Source organism: Pelistega europaea, from assembly GCF_013133775.1.
Classification (GTDB): Bacteria; Pseudomonadota; Gammaproteobacteria; order Burkholderiales; family Burkholderiaceae_B; genus Taylorella; species Taylorella europaea.
In genome coordinates this window covers 72,008-91,016 of the sequence record NZ_JABGBO010000002.1, presented here as the reverse complement: position 1 = coordinate 91,016, position 19,009 = coordinate 72,008, and the positions used below count along the sequence as shown (strand labels likewise).

Here is a 19,009-nt window from a genome sequence, read left to right as displayed (position 1 = left end):
CTAAGGTAGGATGGTTTATTTATTAAACTGTTCGTGTTACTTCAACCCTTTGCCTACTTGATTCACCTCGGTAAAGACAAGTCAGATAAGCAGGCAAGGGTATCAGTTTGGTGCTAGCGCGAGCTATTAAGCAACTTCAGCTAGTTTTAGTTCCTCACGTAATTTTTTAGCTACATTCACCATAACGGTCAATGCATCAATGGTTTCCGTCCAGCCACGAGTTTTTAAGCCGCAATCAGGGTTGACCCATAGACGTTTTGCATCGACCACTTCTAATGCTTTACGCAGTAAGTGAGTAACCTCCCTCTCTGTTGGTACACGTGGGCTATGAATATCATAAACACCCGGACCAATGTCATTCGGGTAATGGAAATCACCAAAAGCTGTGAGCAATTCCATGTCAGAGCGAGAGGTTTCAATGGTAATCACATCTGCATCCATAGAGGCAATGGCAGGCAGAATATCATTGAATTCTGAATAACACATATGCGTGTGAATTTGGGTGGTGTCTGCTACTCCAGCAGAGCTCAAGCGGAATGCTTCGCAAGCCCATGCGAGGTAGTTATCCCAATCAGCACGTTTAAGGGGTAAGCCCTCACGGATAGCAGGCTCATCAATCTGAATGACTTTAATGCCTGCTTTTTCTAAATCTAATACCTCATCATTTAAGGCCAAAGCGATTTGCTTAGTCACCTCACTACGAGGAATATCATCACGCACAAAGCTCCATTGCAAGATAGTAACTGGACCAGTCAACATCCCTTTCATAGGACGTTTAGTCAGGCTTTGAGCATATGCAGACCACTTAACAGTCATTGGCTCTGGGCGAGAAACATCACCATAGATAATTGGTGGTTTCACACAACGACTACCATAACTTTGTACCCAAGCAAACTGCGTAAATACAAACCCAGATAATTGTTCACCAAAGTATTCCACCATATCATTGCGTTCTGCTTCACCATGAACAAGGACATCAATATCCAACTCTTCCTGAATTGTCACCACATGGGCGATTTCCTTTTTCATAGCAGTTTCATATGCCTCTAGGCTAAGTTCATCTTTTTTGAATGCAGCACGTGCTTGACGAATTTCACTGGTTTGAGGAAAAGAACCAATAGTGGTGGTTGGTAGCAAGGGCAGATTTAACCATGCTTGTTGTGCCGTAATACGTGTTGTAAAAGGACTCTTACGTCGATCTGCCCCTGCCGGCAATTTAGCCAAGCGTTCTTTAACGGTTTCTTGGTGGATACGCTTATTGGTACGACGATCTTCTGCAGCAGCATAGGAGATAAAAAGTTCTTGTGCTACGGCATTTTCACCCAGATTAATAGCTTTGTTCAATACTGATAGTTCTTCAACTTTTTGTTGGGCAAAGGCTAACCAAGATTTGATTGTTGCATCTAATTTTTCCTCTGCATTCAGGTCTTGGGGGCTATGCAAGAGGGAACAACTAGGGGCTAACCAGAGATTATCAGCAAACTTTTCTTTAGCAGCAGCAACATTTTCTAAAATACGACGTAAATTAGCACGCCAGATGTTACGTCCGTCAACAACACCCAACGATAATACCTTATCTGCAGATAAGACATCCACAAAAGTATTTAATTGGGCTGGTGCACGGACACAGTCAATATGTAAACCCTGTACCGGTAGACGATTTAATAAATCAATATGTTCAGCGACAGAACCAAAATAAGTGGCTAATAGGATAGATACGCCTGCTTGAGCAAGTTGTTGGTAACTGGCTTCAAAGGAGTTAATCCATTTATCAGCCAAGTCTAGTGCAAGAATAGGTTCATCAATTTGCACCCAGTCTACCCCTTCAGCTTTAAGGGTCTCTAACAAAGATTGATAGACTGGTAGGAGTTTAGGTAACAGAGTTAGTCTATCTAAACCTGTCGTTTTGGATTTTCCAAGGTAGAGCAGGGTAAGAGGACCTACGATAACAGGCTTAATCGCTTTATTAAGTAGTTTGGCCTGTGCAATTTGAGCCAATAAATGTTGCGGGTTAAGCGAAAATGTCGTGTTTTCAGACCATTCTGGCACAATATAGTGATAGTTTGTGTCGAACCACTTTGTCATTTCCATCGCAAACTGTTGTTTATTACCACGAGCTAGTTGAAAATATTGCTCCAGAGTAAGGTTTTTCGGATCAAAACCAAAGCGGGCAGGGATACCTCCTACACAAACCAAGGTATCTAATACATGATCATAGAAAGAAAAATCACCTACTGTGATAAATGAAGCCTCATTATCTTGCTGCAACTGCCAGTTTTTTGATTGAATATCTGCGGCAACAGATTGTAAAGTTGCTTCATCACTATTGCCTTTCCAATATGCTTCTACGGCAAACTTTAATTCACGCTTTGCACCAATACGAGGGAAACCTAAAATATGAAATTTACTCATTTTAATCTTATTCCTTATAAAATATTTTGCATAAATCATCAGTTTTGTTATAGTAAATTATCTTTTATATGAAGTAAAACGATATTTTTTTGTATTTATCATGAAATTTATTAATATTTTTAAGTTTTGTGATATGCTTATAAATAAGAGAAATAAATCAAGATAAGAGCATTACACGATGATAAGAGAAATAGATAAGAGCATCACGCAATGAACATTTGAGGCTGAGGATTAAATCTTTATACATCCAAGTCAGCAGGATTCTGTGTATTTAACTATAGTAGTATATCTTTATATTATTTATATAAAACAAATTGTTATTTTATAAATCTAAAGTAAATTATCATGAGTGTTACTAGTGATGAAAGTTGTTTCTTATCGGTATAAAAATCTTGTCAATCTAAAGTAAAATTGCCGTAATTATTAATTTTATAGAATTTATTTTTATTATTAAACAATATGTTATCGATAAATATTAATCTAATTTATAGATTATAAGACTCCCTTTCTCGATGAAAATTTTAGTTATTTTGCTGTCATGGATACTATTTTAGAAGTTAAACACCTTAGAACTTTATTAGCACTAGCCGAGACAGGAACGGTTTCTGCCGCCTCTCAGCGACTTTATCTTACGCAATCTGCCTTATCTCATCAAATTCGCTCCTTGGAGGAGTATTTCCACGTTTCATTGTTTGAGCGTAAATCCAATCCCTTGCGCTTTACTCCTGCTGGTGAACGCTTATTGCAATTAGCGCAAGCACTGGCTCCCATGATTGAAGAGGCGCAAAGGGATATTGCTCAAATAGTACAAGGAGAAGCAGGGGAGTTGCGCATTGCGGTAGAGTGTCATACCTGTTTTGACTGGTTGATGCCAGCGATGGATGTGTTTCGCCCCTTATGGCCAAAAGTTGAACTTGATATTGTGTCGGGGTTCCAAGCTGACCCCGTAGGTTTGCTACTCACACATCGTGCTGATTTAGCTATTGTCTCTGCCATCGAAGAACAGGCAGGCATCGTACATGCTCCTTTATTTTCTTATGAAATGGTCGGTATTTGCGCCAAGGACCATCCACTTGCCCAGAAAGCTATTTGGCAAGCTGAAGATTTTGCGCAGGAAACTCTGATTACCTACCCAGTTCCTGATGAGATGTTAGATTTGCTACGCAAAGTATTATTCCCCGCGGGGGTTCATCCAGAAAGAAGACTTAGCGAGTTAACTATTGCAATTATTCAATTAGTTGCAAGTCGTCGGGGTATTGCCGCTTTGCCTTATTGGACGGTCATGCCGTATCTTGAAAAAGGCTATGTTGTCGCAAGACAAATTGGTGACAAACCTTTACGCAGTGAACTCTATGCAGCAGTGCGAGAATCACAGCAAAATACGACATTCCTGCAAGATTTTATCCGCATTATTCGAGAACAAGGCTTTAAAAATCTTCCAGGATTAAGTGTGCTTGAGTAAGAAAGGGGGCTATAGTATTAGAGTATTAGGGTATTAGGGTATTAGGGTATAAAAGGCTACTCTTACATATCTATTGAATACCATAACTTTTCCAGCACTGGGGAAAATAATCAATAAAAAAGGACGAGTAGCGATAAATAACTTTAGTCTATTCAATCCACTGAACAATATCCTCCAAGGATTGCCGTGTCTTGGCTGGTTGTGTTTCATCACGATAACCGAAACTAACCATCACGGACACCCCAAAGTGTTCAGGGTCTAACGCATTGTTTTGAATTAAAATATCTTCTACTGCTTGTCGATTAAATCCCTCAATAGGGCAAGAATCTATTCCCATCATCGCAGCGGCAGTCATCATATTTGCCATGGCAATGTAGGTTTGTTTGCTTGCCCAGTCAAATAGCGCTCTTTCATCTTCGCCTAGATTAAAATCGTTGAGTTGCCAGTTTTTGAGTAGCTCTCGCATACGAGCCATTACTTCATCAGGTAAGTGTTTGATGTCTTTCATGATATGGTCAAGGTAAGCCGCACCATAGCGAATATCCTTCTTTTTTCGTGCCAAAAGAATGACAAAATGACTAGCACCATTAAAACTTCTCTGTGCTCCCCACGCCACTGGGTATAACTTTTCTTTCAGTTGTGAATCTTGCACGATGAGAAATTTCCATGGTTCATAACCGAAAGAACTAGGAGAAAGGCGTCCTGCTTCTAAGATGGTGCGAAAATCATTTTCAGAGATTTTTTTCTCAGCGTTGAATTTTTTGCAGGCATAACGAAATTGAAAGGGCTGTAATACGTCTTGTGCATTCATAAGGATACTCCTACTATATAAATGGTGTTAATCTTTGAATGATGGCACTATAACATAGCAAGATAAAATATGTAAGTACGCACATAATTGATATATAATATAGATATTTTTACTTAACTATACATTTTATACTAATATATTTATCAATAGGTTATGATTATAAATTCAATATCTCAAGGAGAAACTATGGTAGCCCCTCATGCTATGAATCCTAATTGTTTGGATCAACCTTGTCCTATCGAAACGACATTGGACATTATTGGGGGTAAATGGAAAGGGGTGATTTTATACCGTTTGTTGGGAGGCACGAAACGGTTTAATGAATTACAAAGGCTATGCAAAAATATTACGCAGAGGACCTTAACATTACAGCTAAGAAGTCTTGAGCAAGATGGGCTAGTACAACGTACCGTTTATGCTGAAGTTCCGCCAAGAGTGGAATATACACTAACCCCCTTAGGATTATCTATGGAACCTATCATTCAAGCCTTATTTGACTGGGGAGTAAACTACCAGCAAAAGGGGATTAAATAAGCTCCCTTGTGGTATGTTAATAGCATGGAAGAGTAGAATACTTTTCATATTTATCAATATTGAAAATAATTCTTATTACGTTATAATAACGTTTCTTGAGATTTTTACTATCAGATGAACCTTTATAACTACGTCGTAAGAGGATAATATGAAAAAAAGCCTGTTGATTTTTGCCAGTCTGTTTATATTAGGTCACCAAACGGCCTTTGCTAAAATCGAAACTATCAAAGATGTACTAGGACGTGAAGTCAAAGTTGATATTCCTGTAAAGCGTCCAGTGGTGACTTTTTATTATCCTGATTACATTGCAGCCGTAGGCGTCGATAATTTTAAGAAAGTTATCGGCATTTCTCGTGAATTCTGGGAAAAATTTAATCCAGGTAGCTGGAATTTATTTATTGAGAAAATTCCAAGCCTTAAAAATATTGGGGATGTGGGAAATGTTAGTACCAATACTTTTTCAACTGAAAAAGCCTTAGCGCTCAGACCTGATGTGATGGTCATGGCAGACTGGCAGTATAAGGCGCTTGCGAGTGAAATTCCCAAACTTGAGGAGGCAGGTATCCCTGTTGTCGTGGTGGATTTTAATGCCCAAACAGTAGAAAAACATACAGAAAGCATTCGCTTATTCGGTCAATTAAACGGTACGCAGGAGAGGGCGGAGCAATTAGCCAATGACTATAAAACAGGAATTGCAGATATTCAGGCTCGCATTGAAAAGGCTAAACTTCCTAAACCTAAGATTTATATTGAGTTTGGTGATAAAGGACCTGCAGAATACAGCTATACTTTTGGCAAGAATATGTGGGGAGCTATTGTTGAAGAGGTCGGGGGTGACAATATCAGCGCACCTTTTGTAGAAAATTGGGGGAGTATCAATCCTGAGCAATTTTTAACCTCTAAACCTGATGTGGTTATTATTTCAGGAACTGAAGTGGGTATGCAAGAAAACCCTACACGCATGGCGATGGGAATTGATGTTAGTGAGGAAGAAGCTCAAAAACGATTATTAGGCTATGCTCAACGTCCAGGTTGGGATACTGTGCCTGCGGTCAAAGAAGGGCGTGTCTATGGAATTTATCATACGGCCTCACGTTCAATTTCTGACTTGGCTAGTGCACAATTTATTGCCAAGGCATTGTATCCTACAGTTTTTGCTGATGTCGATCCGAATAAGACTTATATGGATTTTCATCGAAAATATTTGCCTGTTGTCCCAGCAGGAACATTCTTTATTCAGTTAAAAAAATAGTGGACTTACAAGACATCCGTTAATTTTAGACGAGATATTCTGGGCAGATGCATGAAGCCTTTATGCATCTGCTTTTTTTATCTAGTCCATGACACAGAGTGGTTTTGTTTAGTAGTTTTATTTTATGCATTAATATCACATATTAGTTTTATTCTTTAATTCGCATAATGTATATTATGTAAAGTTGAGGGTATAAATAATAAAGCGAGCCTTCCTTAATCAAGAAAACCCGCCTGTTTTAATTCCCTACTTTTCGCCTAACATCAATTCCGCTTTTTGCCAATGGATATACCAATCGTAAATCTACTGATAGCTATCAGGCATTAATCCTTGTTCTATCAAAGGCAATGCAGCAGATACATCAATAGTTGGATTTTCTAACTGTTATGCAGCTATCTAGTCATCTTTAACCACTTTTAGCGGAGCAAATGTCTGTGCTGTTGGCATAATCTCAATACTGTTGACATTCATATGCTCTGGCTGGGCATTAATCCAGCACACTGTATTAGCAATATCTTCAGGAGTTACATACTGTACGTTTTCATAAAGTTGTTTGGCTTTGTCACTATCCCCTTTGAAACGCGTTAAGGAGAAATTTGTATCACCGCAAAGACCTGGTTCAATATTAGACACTCTGATACGTGTACCTGCTAAATCAGCCCGTAAATTTAGACTGAACTGGCGTACAAACGCCTTTGTTGCTCCATAAACATTGCCACCAGGATATGGATATGTCCCAGCAATAGAGCCAATATTAATCACATGACCTGTATTACGGGCAACCATATAAGGTAGCACTACACGGGTCATATTAATAAGACCTTTGACATTTGTATCTACCATGGTATCCCAGTCCTCTAAATTGGCTTGATGGGCAGGTTCCAAACCTAAAGCCAAACCTGCATTATTAACTAATAAATCAATATTTTTCAATGTATTAGGAAGACTATTGAAAGCATTTTCTAACTCTGTCAAAGAGCGGATATCAAAAACCAAGGGTGTAAAAGCCTCTCCTAATTCCTTGCTTAAAGTAGCCAATACATCCCCTTTTCTACCAGCACCAATTACATAGTAGCCCTCTTTAATGAGTCGTTTAGCTATTGCCAAACCAAATCCTGATGTAACACCCGTAACTAATGCTATTTTCATAGTATCTCCAAATCAGTGTGGTCAATTTCGAATCGTTGTACTGCCTCTTGATGTCCTGTATGACAGCTAAAGTTTCCAGCAACATGCCCTACAGGACAAGCGATTACCGTACGTTTGATTGTAAAGGATTGCTTGAGTAGAATCAACGCACATTGTTGGCATGAATGTCTTTCTCCAAAGCGTATCCTACTTGGCATAAATGCCTTTCACCAAAGAGCATCCTACTTGGCATGAATGAGTCTTATAGTTGATTAAAAATATTCTAGGTATATAATGTTACGTTTTAGACGTGTTTAGGTATTGGGTTTTGATGGCTAGGCTTATGAAGCAATCGACCTTAATGAGTTTATTGATAAGTCACACCCTGCCCTTATTTAATGATTACTCGGTGAGTTTGAAGGAAAATCAATGCAGTTAAAGGATAATTCGCTACTAAAACAACAATGTTATATCGGTGGTGAATGGCGCGATGCTTTTTCTGGAGAGACGATTCCCGTCTATAATCCAGCGACAGGCGAAATTATCGCTTACGTCCCTAAAATGTGTCGTCCAGAAGCGGAACTTGCGATTGATGCAGCAGACAATGCTTTTAAAACATGGAAAAAGACACCTAATCGTGAGCGTGCACGCATTCTTAAGCAATGGCAAGCCCTTATTATTGCTAATCAAGATGATTTAGCTAAAATTTTATGCCTAGAACAAGGCAAACCTTTCCCAGAAGCACGCAAGGAAATTCTTCATGGAGCCAACTATATTGAATGGTTTGCTGAAGAAGCCAAGCGTATTAATGGCGACATTATTCCTGCTCATTCAGATGACAAGCGTGCTTTAGTAACTAAAGAGCCAATTGGTGTATGCGCAGCCTTGACACCATGGAATTTTCCCAATTCTATGATTACGCGCAAGACATCACCTGCATTAGCGGCAGGTTGCACCTTTGTTATTCGCCCAGCTTCTCAAACTCCTCTTTCTGCGCTGGCCCTTGCTGAGTTAGCTCACCGTGCAGGTCTGCCTGCTGGGGTATTTAATGTTATTACTGGTACCCATGATATTGGGGATGTCTTTACAACAAGTCCTGTTGTCCGTAAATTCAGTTTTACTGGGTCTACTGCGGTTGGTTCGCAGCTAATGGCTCGTTGTGCAGGTACGATTAAAAAGGTATCGTTAGAATTGGGTGGTAATGCCCCCTTTATTGTGTTTGATGATGCTGATATGGATGCAGCAATTGTTGGTGTTTTGGCTAACAAGTTCCGTAACGCAGGTCAGACCTGTGTGTGTGCTAACCGTATCTATGTTCAAAGTGGTATTTACGACACCTTTATTGACAAATTAACTGTTGCAGTAAAGGCGCTCAAAGTTGGACATGGCTTTGAGGAAGGCGTTGTAGTAGGTCCGCTTATTGATCAAGCGGCAGTTCACAAGGTACAGGAACATATTCAAGATGCTCTAGACAAAGGAGCAAAACTTGTTCTCGGGGGTCAACAGCATGCACTAGGTGGACTATTCTTTGAACCGACCATCTTATCTGATGTCACTCAGGAGATGAAAGTTGCCAAGGAGGAAACTTTCGGTCCACTAGCACCTATTTTCAAGTTCGATACAGAAGAAGAAGTTATTGACTATGCCAATGCGACGATTTATGGTTTGGCAGCCTATTTCTTTTCTCGGGACTTATCGCGTGTCTTTCGGGTATCTGAGGCACTGGAATATGGCATGGTGGGGGCAAATACAGGCACTTTATCCAATGAGTTTGCTCCATTTGGCGGAATCAAACAGTCCGGTATTGGGCGTGAGGGTTCAAAGTATGGGATTGATGAGTATCTGGAAATTAAATACACCCTACTGGCGGGACTTTAATCTCAGTCATCAATGACTTATTTTAAAATTTAACAAATTGCTTAAAAAAGCAGGAGAAGATTTATCCAATTTCCTCCTGCTTTTCTTATAACTTCTTGTTTTTATTATATAAAAAATTATTTTATTTTTTGGAATATATTTTCTAATTATAAGTATATAATGTTAATGTCTATAACAAATAGACATAATAAATTTTAATGAGGAGATTCTCAATGAAAAAAATGATTTTAGTTGCCGCTTTCTTAGGTTTAACTGGTAGTGCTTATGCTGCTGATTTGGCACCTGCATGCCAAGAATACTTCAAAGATTACGAAGCATTCTTAGCAAAAGTTCCTGCTGCACAAGCTGACATGGTAAAACAACAATATGAAACGGCAAAACAACAAATGGGAGCATTACCTGCTGAACAACAAGAATCGGCTTGCAAAATGGCTATAGAGCAGTTCAAACAAGTTAAAGCTGCAATGGGAGTAAACTAATCACTCGTTGGCTACATAGGGGTGGTGTTGTAATTTCAACCCCTCCCCTATTTTATAGAACTGCCCACCAGCGATATAGTGCAGTGTCTTCATATCATCCGTAGCTTCATCAAATAACCAATGACCATCTTTGAATACTTGGTCATCAGCCCAAGCCCCAATCACTTCCCCAATGAATAAATCATAGATTTGTTGATTGTGAGGTTCGGAAATCAGTTTACAAACCAACCAAGCAGCACATCCTTCAATAAGAGGAACATCAAAACCCTCTTGATAGAAAACTGGAACTTTCTGCATTTTTAGCGCATTCTGATGCCTGCTCAACCCCATGTCCAATACTAGCGAAGCCTGTTTTGCTGTAGGGACTTGTACAGCAAAATACCCGCTATTCTCAATCAAATGTCGGGTAAACGCCCCCTTATCAATAACAACAGTGAGCTTGGGAGGAGCAAAGTCTAAAGCACAAGCCCATGCCACTGACATGGCATTAATAACATTACCATGTTTCGCCGATACCATAACAGTAGGTCCATGGTTAAGTAAACGATACGATTTTTGAAGATTAACAGCCTTAATACTCATAGTTTTCATCCTTGTCGAGGAGTATTTAACATAGCCCAACTATACACTACATATAACTTTTGAGATGAATACTTGTCTCTGATTTACTAATATTTTTAATCAGACGAATCCGTTCTAGTGCTTTGCCTAATTCTTCAAGTGAAGAAGCCCTCAATTCAACAAGAATATCCCAACGACCATTGGTGTCATAAATAGCTGTTACGCAAGGATCCCCACGCAAAGATTGCACAATGGAAAGAGCCATATTACCTTCGATTGCAATACTTGTCCAAGCATGGACTTCATGCAATTCATGTTCGGGACGTAGCTCAACCGTATACCCACGGATAACACCCTCATCTTCTAATTTTGCTAGACGATTAGTGACTGTACCACGAGAAACTTGTAACTTTTTGGCAAGGTAGGCAATGGAATAACGGGCATTTTCTCGTAATAAACCGATCAGCCTATGATCAGTCTCATCCATATTTTGCATTTTTAACATTCTCCACTTAAGCTGCTTTTGATATAGCTATCTCTCAACATATTTATCCTTTAGCCTAGCTTTTATAGGATATCTAAATGTTAGATTAATCAAAATGTCAATTTATTATATCATTATGATATATAACTATGCAAATATTAGCATAATTTGGCATTTTAATTATCACAAAAATACGACAAACTATTATCCATGACAATTTATTGTCACTAAGATTAAACAAATGAATAAGAGACAACTGACGAGGAGTTTATTATGTTACGTGCTGAACAATTTGTAAAAGGTAGTTTGCCTACTCTATTAATTAGTCCCCAAGATGTTGCCAAAATCATTAAAACCCAAGGTTTTAAAGCAACTATTGATGGTATGGTTGAGTATATGTATCAAGATTATCTCCGCTGGGATGAGTTTGATAAATGTGCTCGCTTTGGTAGCCTTGTGGATAACGGTGTATTAGAGCTTATGCCTATCGCTAGCCCTGAGCAATATAGTTTTAAATATGTAAACTGTCATCCACATAATCCTAACAATGGTCTTTCTACCGTGCTAGCATTCGGTGCATTAATGAGCAATGACAACGGTAAACCTGAAGTTATCAGTGATTTCACACTCACCACTGCATTACGTACTGCTTCTATGTCTGTGCTAGCAGCTCGCTATCTTGCACGCCCCAATAGCAAACGTATGGCTATCATTGGCAATGGCTGTCAAAGTGAATTCCAAGCATTGGCATTCCACCATGCATTGGGCATCACTGAGTTGGCTGTGTATGACATCGACCGTGCAGCCAGCGAGAAATTGGCTCGTAATCTTGCCAATACAGACATCAAAGTTGAAATTTTTGACTCAGTAGCAGCTGCAGTGAAAGGAGCAGATATTGTGACTACTGTGACAGCAGAATACTCTCGTGCACATATTCTTACCAAAGATATGATTGAACCAGGTATGCATATCAATGCTGTCGGTGGCGATAACCTTGGCAAGACAGAGTTAGACCCTGCTATTCTTACTATGGGCGATGTATATATTGAGTTTGAACCACAAACACGTATTGAAGGTGAAATCCAAAATATGCCAGAAGATTTCCCTGTGAAGTACTTGTTTGAGGTATTCAAAGCCAATAAACATGTACGTAAATCAGATGATGAAGTGACTATTTTTGACTCTGTAGGCTTTGCACTAGAAGATTTTTCTGCAATTCGCTATATTGCTGATGCTGCTGTACAATTAGGTCTAGTTGAACCTATTGCTATTGTACCAGATCTAGCCGATCCCAAAGATTTATTCGGTTATATCGATTTAGTGACAGAGGAAAAAGAACAACCAATGCTTCGTCGTGCATAAAGCAATAAAAATTGATTCATTGATGTGGGGGCTTTTATGCCCCCTTTTTTTAGCCTTCCTAAGCATACCAACCCAGTGAATATTAAGGGGTGTTGTGCCCAACAATAGAGTTTTTTCTGTTATATACTAAATACTGGTTAGTCGCTGTACAATTTCCTGTGCACTACCCTCCTTATTTAGTAATGCATTCTGTCCCGCCCACAACGAAGAAAAATCATCTTTCCCCAACTTTTCTGAAGCAATCTTTAACAAACTCACTGCATTGCTTGCCAGTGGAAAGGCTAACGCATCTGTAGAGATAGGCCCACATTCTGCTATAAAGCGATTTGCAATGCCTCTGGCATAGCGTCCTGATAGTAAATTAGTTATCACCGTATGTTCAGCTCTGCTACTCTGTAAAGCTGCTCTATGCAGTGGATTAATCTTGGATTCATAGGCAAGCAAAAAAGCTGTACCAACTTGAACTGCCTTGGCTCCCAGTTGCAATGCCATGTGCACCATAGTGCTGTTACTAATTCCACCTGCTGCAATCACAGGGCATTTGACAACACGGACAATATTGGGAAGTAAAGACCATAAGCCCATTTGTTGACTAATATCTGTTTCCAGGAACATCCCTCGATGACCTCCTGCTTCAAAACCTTGGGCAATAATAGCATCTACACCCCTACTCTCTAACCAGCGAGCTTCAACCACAGAAGTTGCACTAGACCACACCTGGGCTCCAGTTGCCTTAACTGCTTGTAGTAATTTCGCTTCTGGCAAGCCAAAATGGAAACTTACAATCGGAGGACGGTAATGTTCAATAATAGCCAATGACTCTTCATTAAAGGGTTGACGCCCGGGTGCTGTAGAAATAAGATCCGGATTAATTTGGTACTCTTGTAGATAAGGATTCAACAAAGCCAACCACTGTTGTAGTTCCTCATTTGAAACGGTAGGTGTTTGATGAGCAAAGAAGTTGATGTTATAAAGGTGGCTAGGAATAGCTTGTTGGATACGTTCTATCTCATGGCATAATTTTTCTGCAGACAACATAGCTGCAGGCAAGGAGCCAATTCCCCCAGCTTGGCAGACGGCAATCGTTAACTCAGCATCATGAGCTCCTGCCATTGGAGCCTGAATAATGGCTGATGGATTCAAAGTTATCATCTTGCCCCTCGCTCTAAGTAATTATGCAAAAGTGCATTATCCCATAGTCAACCTATTCTGCCTCTTTCCTAAGTGATAGGCTGTATTATTCTGCTTCTACACCCATATTCAATGACAAGCCACCAGGTTTACTGTCTTCTTTTGTTTTTTGGCGTGAAGCACTTAATGCATCTAGGTATTCTTGTGTAATATCCCCTGTCACATAAACACCATCAAAGCAAGAAGTATCAAAATGACGGATATTAGGGTTGAGATCTGTAACTGCTTGCTTTAAATCTTCTAGGCCTTGATATACCAAGCCGTCCGCACCAATTTCACGGCAAACATCTTCGGTTGTACGCTCATGAGCGATTAATTCTTGTTGAGTAGGCATATCAATCCCATATACATTGGGAAAGCGTACTGCTGGGGCAGCAGAGGCAAAAAACACTTTCTTGGCCCCTGCAAGACGTGCCATATCGACAATCTCACGGCTAGTAGTACCACGCACAATAGAATCATCTACTAACAATACGTTTTTATCCTTAAATTCAACGCTCATCGCATTCAATTTTTGGCGTACAGATTTCTTACGCACAGCCTGTCCTGGCATAATAAAGGTACGGCCGACATAGCGATTCTTGATAAAGCCCTCACGGTATTCGAGTTTAAGACGGGATGCCAACTCCATTGCTACAGGACGTGAGGTATCAGGAATGGGCATCACCACATCAATTTCGTGCAAAGGAAGTTCCTTGGCCACTTTATCAGCAAGATATTGTCCCATACGTAGGCGAGCATTATATACGTTGACTCCATCAATTGAAGAGTCTGGACGGGCAAAGTATACATACTCAAAAATACAAGGATTCAAGCGAGGATTATCTGCACATTGCTCAGCATAAACTTGGCGTTCTTCATCAATAAATAAAGCCTCGCCAGGTTCAATATCGCGTACAAACTCAAACCCAATCCCTTCTACGGCCACTGATTCAGAGGCAACCATATACTCTGTTCCTTCAGGTGTTTCTTGTTTGCCTAGACATAAAGGACGAATACCATAAGGATCACGGAAAGCCACCATGCCAAAGCCAGTAATCTGGGCAACCACGGCATAAGCCCCACGTACACGGTGATGCAAAGCACGGATAGCAGCGAAAATCATTTCTTTGCCTGTGAGTTTCTTATCATTGGCAAGTTGTAATTCATGTGCAAAGATATTTAACAAGACTTCCGAGTCTGAGTTGGTATTAATATGACGGCGATCGATACGAAAGAGTTGCTCTCTTAACTCATCTGAATTAGTTAAATTACCATTATGAGCAAAGGTTATACCAAATGGTGCATTGACATAAAAGGGTTGTGCTTCATCAATACTGTCACTAGAGCCAGCTGTCGGGTAACGAACATGGCCAATCCCCGAATTACCTGGTAAAGAACGCATATTACGTGTACGGAACACATCCCGTACTAACCCATGGGATTTAAACATGCTAAAGTGATTGTCCTTAGTAGTGGCAATACCTGCTGCATCCTGACCTCGATGTTGTAGCAAAAGTAATGCATCATACACTAACTGATTAACGGGAGAAACACCTGAGATACCGACAATGCCACACATAAGAGAAACCTTTAAAATAAATTAGTAAGGAAGATACTTTGCAATATCCGCTGGAACAAGAGTTTTAATATACAAGACACCCTCAACGGCTAGATTGGAAAATTTTGCGTTTACCCACCAAGGTTGCTGAGGCAAATCCGTATATCCTAATAAAGTTACTACCACCAAAATAATGATAATCCCACGCACAAGACCGAAAATAAGACCCAATCCGCTATCGGCAGGGCCTAATCCAGCATAAGAAATCATGGAGCTTAATGTTAGATTCACTACTCCCACCAGCAATAGCACAGCAACAAAAACCACTGCATAAGACAAGCCTGCACTGATGTAATAGTTGTCAAATAGACTTTGAAACCAAGGAATAGCCTTGTGCCCCCACATGACAGCTCCATATCCAGCCAGCACGTAAGCAATCAGGGAAAATGCCTCTTTGAGAAATCCACGAACGAATCCCAATAAGGCAGAACATCCCAAAATAGCTAAAACAACGTAATCAAACTCAGTCACGCTTAATTACCTGTGATAAAACCGCCATGCCCCAAACCACGTAAGCGAGTCAAAGCAGCTTGTGCTGCTTCTTGGCTGGTAAACGGTCCAACACGCAAACGATAGGTCGGACGACCATTGACATTGGCACTTTGAACAAAGGCGTTAGACACCCCTGATGCACTCAATTTATCACGTTGTGTACGGGCATCATCCATAGAGGAAAAGGAGGCCACTTGTACAGAATAACTACCAGATTTAGCTGCAGTATTATTACTGCTGTGAGGGGTGCTATTGGATTTAGCAGCAGGAGGTGTTTTACCCTCTAAAAGAGCTAATGCTACACTACCATCATCGGTACGATTTTCTTCACGAATAGTATTAGTATTTTTGTGTTTTTGAGCAGTTTTCTTGGCTTCCTCTGCTTTACGCTTGGCTTCCTCTGCTTTACGCTTAGCTTCTTCTGCTTTATGTTTAGCCTCTTCTACGGCTTGAGGTGAAGTCTGAGTTGTATCTGTAATAGTCAATGCTTGACCATTGGCAGCGGTATTGCTGGTCATTTCTGGATTGGGATTATTTCCAACAGAACTTGCAATACTTTGAGGGATGGCAGTCCCCCCTACTCCTGTTGCTGTATTATCTACAGGAGCTGTGCCTACAGTACCTGCCGCGATAGCTTGCGTCTCTGTAGCCGTAGTCGGAGCTGGAGTTGTCGTATTGGGAGCTGGGGTAGGAGCAGGTAATACGCCAGGAGCAGCAGAAATAGCAATATTTCCCTCTGCACCGCCTGCAGCTTGATTGCTAGGAGAGACTAATGGAGCCTGTTCAGTTGTCGTAGGCTGATTAATAGGCTCTTCATTAGAGAAAATAAACGGTAAAATTAACACACCCAAAAGTGCTAATACTACTGCACCGATAAGCTTACTTTTCGCCTTGTATTGTAAGTCGCTGTTTGTGTTATCGGGACGCTCTGTACGCATCGTACGAATTGTGCGTGTTTGTTTTTGATTTGATCGAAATAAACCCATAACATCCTCTAAATTACTTTATGACTTCTCAGTCATCTCAATTCATTCGTTAAACTATTGTAAACAATCCTGTAAGATTTATCACTCACTTTGCCATATCTTCTAAAACAGCAGCAACGGTCAAGAAAGAACCAAAGACTACAATTCTATCTTCTTGAGCAGCATTAGCCCGTGCAGCCTTAAAAGCACTTACGGCATCAGGGAACAAGGTAATGGTTGGCAAACCGTCCTTATCCTGAGGAATATGCTCTTTAATAAGTCTAGCCAACTCTTCTGCCTTTCGTCCTCTAGGACCTGTCAAATCGCATAAATACCAATGGTCAACAATACCTCGGAATTTCTTTATAACCTCTTCAGCATCCTTGTCTTTAAGCATACCTAACACAGCGTAGGTATAGGGGAAGTACGACATGCTTTGTAAGTTATGCGATAACACTGCTGCTGCATGGGGGTTATGAGCCACATCAAAAATAGTCGTTGGTTGTCCTGGTAGGATTTGGAAACGACCAGGAAGACTCACTTGCAACAACCCTTCTCGGACTGACTGCAATGGCACTGCCAATAATGGACGCAGCGCATCAATGGCCGCTAGTGCAGCAGAAGCATTTAAGAGTTGGTTTGCACCTCTAAGAGCAGGATAAGCGAGTGCATTTTTACGCCCTATGCGACTTGCAAACGCCCACTGTTGTTTATCGCCATCGTAGTTAAAATCACGACCAAATAGCCATAAATCCGCTCCAATTTCTTCAGCATACTTAACCAAAGTCTCAGGAGGCCGAGGATCACTACAAATAGCAGGCTTACCAGAACGATAAACATGCGCTTTTTCCCAGCCGATTTTCTCACGAGTATCGCCTAACCAGTCTACATGATCAATATCTACTGTTGTAACAATAGAGCAATCTGCATCCACAATATTGACTGCATCAAGACGCCCTCCTAGCCCTACTTCTAAGATGGAAACATCAAGACCATGTTCCTTGAACAGAAGAAATGCAACCAATGTCGTATATTCAAAAAAGCTAAGACTTACTTCTCCTCGTGCTTGCTCAATCTGATGTAGTTTGGCGATAATAGCTTCATCACTAGCATACTCTCCATTGATGCGGATACGTTCATTAAAATATACAAGGTGAGGTGAAGTATACATCCCTACTTTATAACCTGCTGCTAGGTAAATAGACTCTAGCATGGCACAGGTGGAACCCTTGCCATTGGTACCCGCAACGATAATTTTGACGCCATCCCAGGCGTTTAAACCTAGCCTATCCGCCACAGTCTTAATGCGGTCTAGTCCTAAATCAATAGCAGTATGGTGAAGATTCTCAAGGTAGCTTAGCCAATCGGCCAAGGAGTGTTGAAGTGTAGGTACAGACATAAAAAAGCTGTGATAAGTAAAGTCGCTATTTTAGCACAGCGTACTGTTTTATCACAGCCCTAAAACGTTCAAATGGTTTCTGAATGCAATACGTTAGGATATAAATCCTGTTTACTCATTTAATAGACCTTGCACCATATATGAGAATGTTTTCAGTTACCTTATCATTTGTGGCACATACTATTAAACACATCCAACCATAGTTTTACTGTATGTCCAGTTATCCTTTTTATGGTATTTATTAAACACGTCCAGTCATACGTTTTACTGTATCGTCTTTAACAATAAAATGATGGTACAAAGCCCCTAAAATATGGAGCACAATAGCAGCAATCATAACGGGCACAATAGAAGTATGAATTGTGTGAGCAAGACCAGCCAATGACTCATTAAGAGCTACCGGCTTACCATCTACAATATTAGAGGCAACAAGCTGGATACCAAACATAGCAAGACCTCGTCCACCCATCGCAGACATCACCATACCGCTTAAAGGGAATAATACGGTGCCTAGCAATAAAATCCAATGCACAATCATGGCAACAAGATGTTGTAAAGCTGGAGGATTGCCAAGAGGTTTGGGGAAGCCTTGAGTAAGACGTAAGATTAAACGCCACACCACAAAAACAAAAATTAAAATTCCAATAGATTTATGTAGTGGCATCAAGCTAAAAGCCTTGTTTTCACCGATATAAATACCTAATGTAATCATACCAATCATTACAATAGCGATAAGCCAGTGCAATACAATGGTTACTTTACCTAAAGGCTCTGTACAGGAAGTTTGTGAATTGTTCATTTATGCTACTCTCTAAAAAACACACTGCCAGCCAGTGTTCCTATACCATTATAAAAGAAACTGGCAGAAATCCCTATTTTCAGCAGGAATTAGATAATTCAACATGTTTCATATATCTAAAAAATGTTTTAAATTTAAAAAATCATGAATATAAAGTATAAGTTCAAATCTAAATGGTTAGCAGATGAGCATATCGATTC

The 19,009-nt window shown here is 40.2% G+C and carries 17 protein-coding genes; 6 read left to right on the top strand and 11 right to left on the bottom strand.

Features of this window, described 5'->3' with window-relative positions; genetic code table 11:
• Nucleotides 1-126: 126 nt before the first annotated feature.
• Nucleotides 127-2,412 (bottom strand): 5-methyltetrahydropteroyltriglutamate--homocysteine S-methyltransferase, encoded by a 2,286-nt coding sequence (gene metE / locus HKX40_RS02005; protein ID WP_171587906.1) that lies wholly within the window; start codon nt 2,410-2,412, stop codon nt 127-129.
• Between the two features lie 538 nt (nt 2,413-2,950).
• Between metE and HKX40_RS02000 the strand changes: the two genes are divergently transcribed.
• Nucleotides 2,951-3,874 (top strand): LysR family transcriptional regulator, encoded by a 924-nt coding sequence (locus tag HKX40_RS02000; protein ID WP_171587905.1) that lies wholly within the window; start codon nt 2,951-2,953, stop codon nt 3,872-3,874.
• A 148-nt stretch (nt 3,875-4,022) separates the two neighbouring features.
• Here HKX40_RS02000 and HKX40_RS01995 read toward each other — a convergent pair whose 3' ends face one another.
• A complete protein-coding gene (locus HKX40_RS01995; RefSeq protein ID WP_171587904.1) occupies nt 4,023-4,685 on the bottom strand; it encodes an NAD(P)H-dependent oxidoreductase in 663 nt (220 codons plus the stop codon).
• Between the two features lie 186 nt (nt 4,686-4,871).
• Here HKX40_RS01995 and HKX40_RS01990 point away from each other — a divergent pair, with 186 nt between their 5' ends.
• Together HKX40_RS01990 and HKX40_RS01985 are read left to right on the top strand one after the other, a co-directional pair.
• Entirely contained in the window at nt 4,872-5,219 is a 348-nt protein-coding gene (locus tag HKX40_RS01990) for a winged helix-turn-helix transcriptional regulator (protein ID WP_281360125.1), read from the top strand.
• A gap of 148 nt (nt 5,220-5,367) precedes the next feature.
• Complete coding sequence (locus HKX40_RS01985; protein ID WP_171587903.1) at nt 5,368-6,471, top strand: ABC transporter substrate-binding protein; 1,104 nt, start codon at nt 5,368-5,370, stop codon at nt 6,469-6,471.
• Between the two features lie 396 nt (nt 6,472-6,867).
• Here the strand turns inward: HKX40_RS01985 and HKX40_RS01980 are convergent, their stop codons facing one another.
• Complete coding sequence (locus HKX40_RS01980) at nt 6,868-7,620, bottom strand: SDR family oxidoreductase (RefSeq protein ID WP_171587902.1); 753 nt, start codon at nt 7,618-7,620, stop codon at nt 6,868-6,870.
• 408 nt (nt 7,621-8,028) lie between these two features.
• Here HKX40_RS01980 and HKX40_RS01975 point away from each other — a divergent pair, with 408 nt between their 5' ends.
• On the top strand, nt 8,029-9,477 hold the full coding sequence (locus tag HKX40_RS01975) for an NAD-dependent succinate-semialdehyde dehydrogenase (RefSeq protein WP_171587901.1): 1,449 nt from the start codon (nt 8,029-8,031) through the stop codon (nt 9,475-9,477).
• A 212-nt stretch (nt 9,478-9,689) separates the two neighbouring features.
• A complete protein-coding gene (locus tag HKX40_RS01970) occupies nt 9,690-9,956 on the top strand; it encodes a DUF5339 domain-containing protein (protein ID WP_171587900.1) in 267 nt (88 codons plus the stop codon).
• Here HKX40_RS01970 and HKX40_RS01965 read toward each other — a convergent pair whose 3' ends face one another.
• Both HKX40_RS01965 and HKX40_RS01960 read right to left on the bottom strand, forming a co-directional pair.
• Entirely contained in the window at nt 9,957-10,538 is a 582-nt protein-coding gene (locus HKX40_RS01965) for a flavin reductase family protein (protein ID WP_171587899.1), read from the bottom strand. It lies immediately after the preceding gene.
• A 46-nt stretch (nt 10,539-10,584) separates the two neighbouring features.
• Nucleotides 10,585-11,004, bottom strand: coding sequence for an Lrp/AsnC family transcriptional regulator (locus HKX40_RS01960; RefSeq protein WP_171587898.1), 420 nt, complete (start codon nt 11,002-11,004; stop codon nt 10,585-10,587).
• Between the two features lie 270 nt (nt 11,005-11,274).
• Between HKX40_RS01960 and HKX40_RS01955 the strand changes: the two genes are divergently transcribed.
• On the top strand, nt 11,275-12,363 hold the full coding sequence (locus HKX40_RS01955) for an ornithine cyclodeaminase (protein WP_171587897.1): 1,089 nt from the start codon (nt 11,275-11,277) through the stop codon (nt 12,361-12,363).
• Between the two features lie 126 nt (nt 12,364-12,489).
• Here the strand turns inward: HKX40_RS01955 and HKX40_RS01950 are convergent, their stop codons facing one another.
• The 6 genes from HKX40_RS01950 to HKX40_RS01925 form a co-directional block, all read right to left on the bottom strand.
• A complete protein-coding gene (locus tag HKX40_RS01950; RefSeq protein WP_171587896.1) occupies nt 12,490-13,515 on the bottom strand; it encodes an NAD(P)H-dependent flavin oxidoreductase in 1,026 nt (341 codons plus the stop codon).
• An 85-nt stretch (nt 13,516-13,600) separates the two neighbouring features.
• On the bottom strand, nt 13,601-15,115 hold the full coding sequence (purF, locus tag HKX40_RS01945) for an amidophosphoribosyltransferase (RefSeq protein ID WP_171587895.1): 1,515 nt from the start codon (nt 15,113-15,115) through the stop codon (nt 13,601-13,603).
• Between the two features lie 21 nt (nt 15,116-15,136).
• Entirely contained in the window at nt 15,137-15,625 is a 489-nt protein-coding gene (locus HKX40_RS01940) for a CvpA family protein (protein ID WP_171587894.1), read from the bottom strand.
• 2 nt (nt 15,626-15,627) lie between these two features.
• Nucleotides 15,628-16,632, bottom strand: coding sequence for an SPOR domain-containing protein (locus tag HKX40_RS01935; protein WP_171587893.1), 1,005 nt, complete (start codon nt 16,630-16,632; stop codon nt 15,628-15,630).
• Between the two features lie 85 nt (nt 16,633-16,717).
• Nucleotides 16,718-18,010: a bifunctional tetrahydrofolate synthase/dihydrofolate synthase gene (gene folC / locus HKX40_RS01930; protein ID WP_171587892.1), complete on the bottom strand. Its 1,293-nt coding sequence runs from the start codon at nt 18,008-18,010 to the stop codon at nt 16,718-16,720.
• Between the two features lie 241 nt (nt 18,011-18,251).
• Nucleotides 18,252-18,809: a cytochrome b gene (locus HKX40_RS01925; RefSeq protein WP_216605136.1), complete on the bottom strand. Its 558-nt coding sequence runs from the start codon at nt 18,807-18,809 to the stop codon at nt 18,252-18,254.
• Between the last annotated feature and the right edge of the window lie 200 nt (nt 18,810-19,009).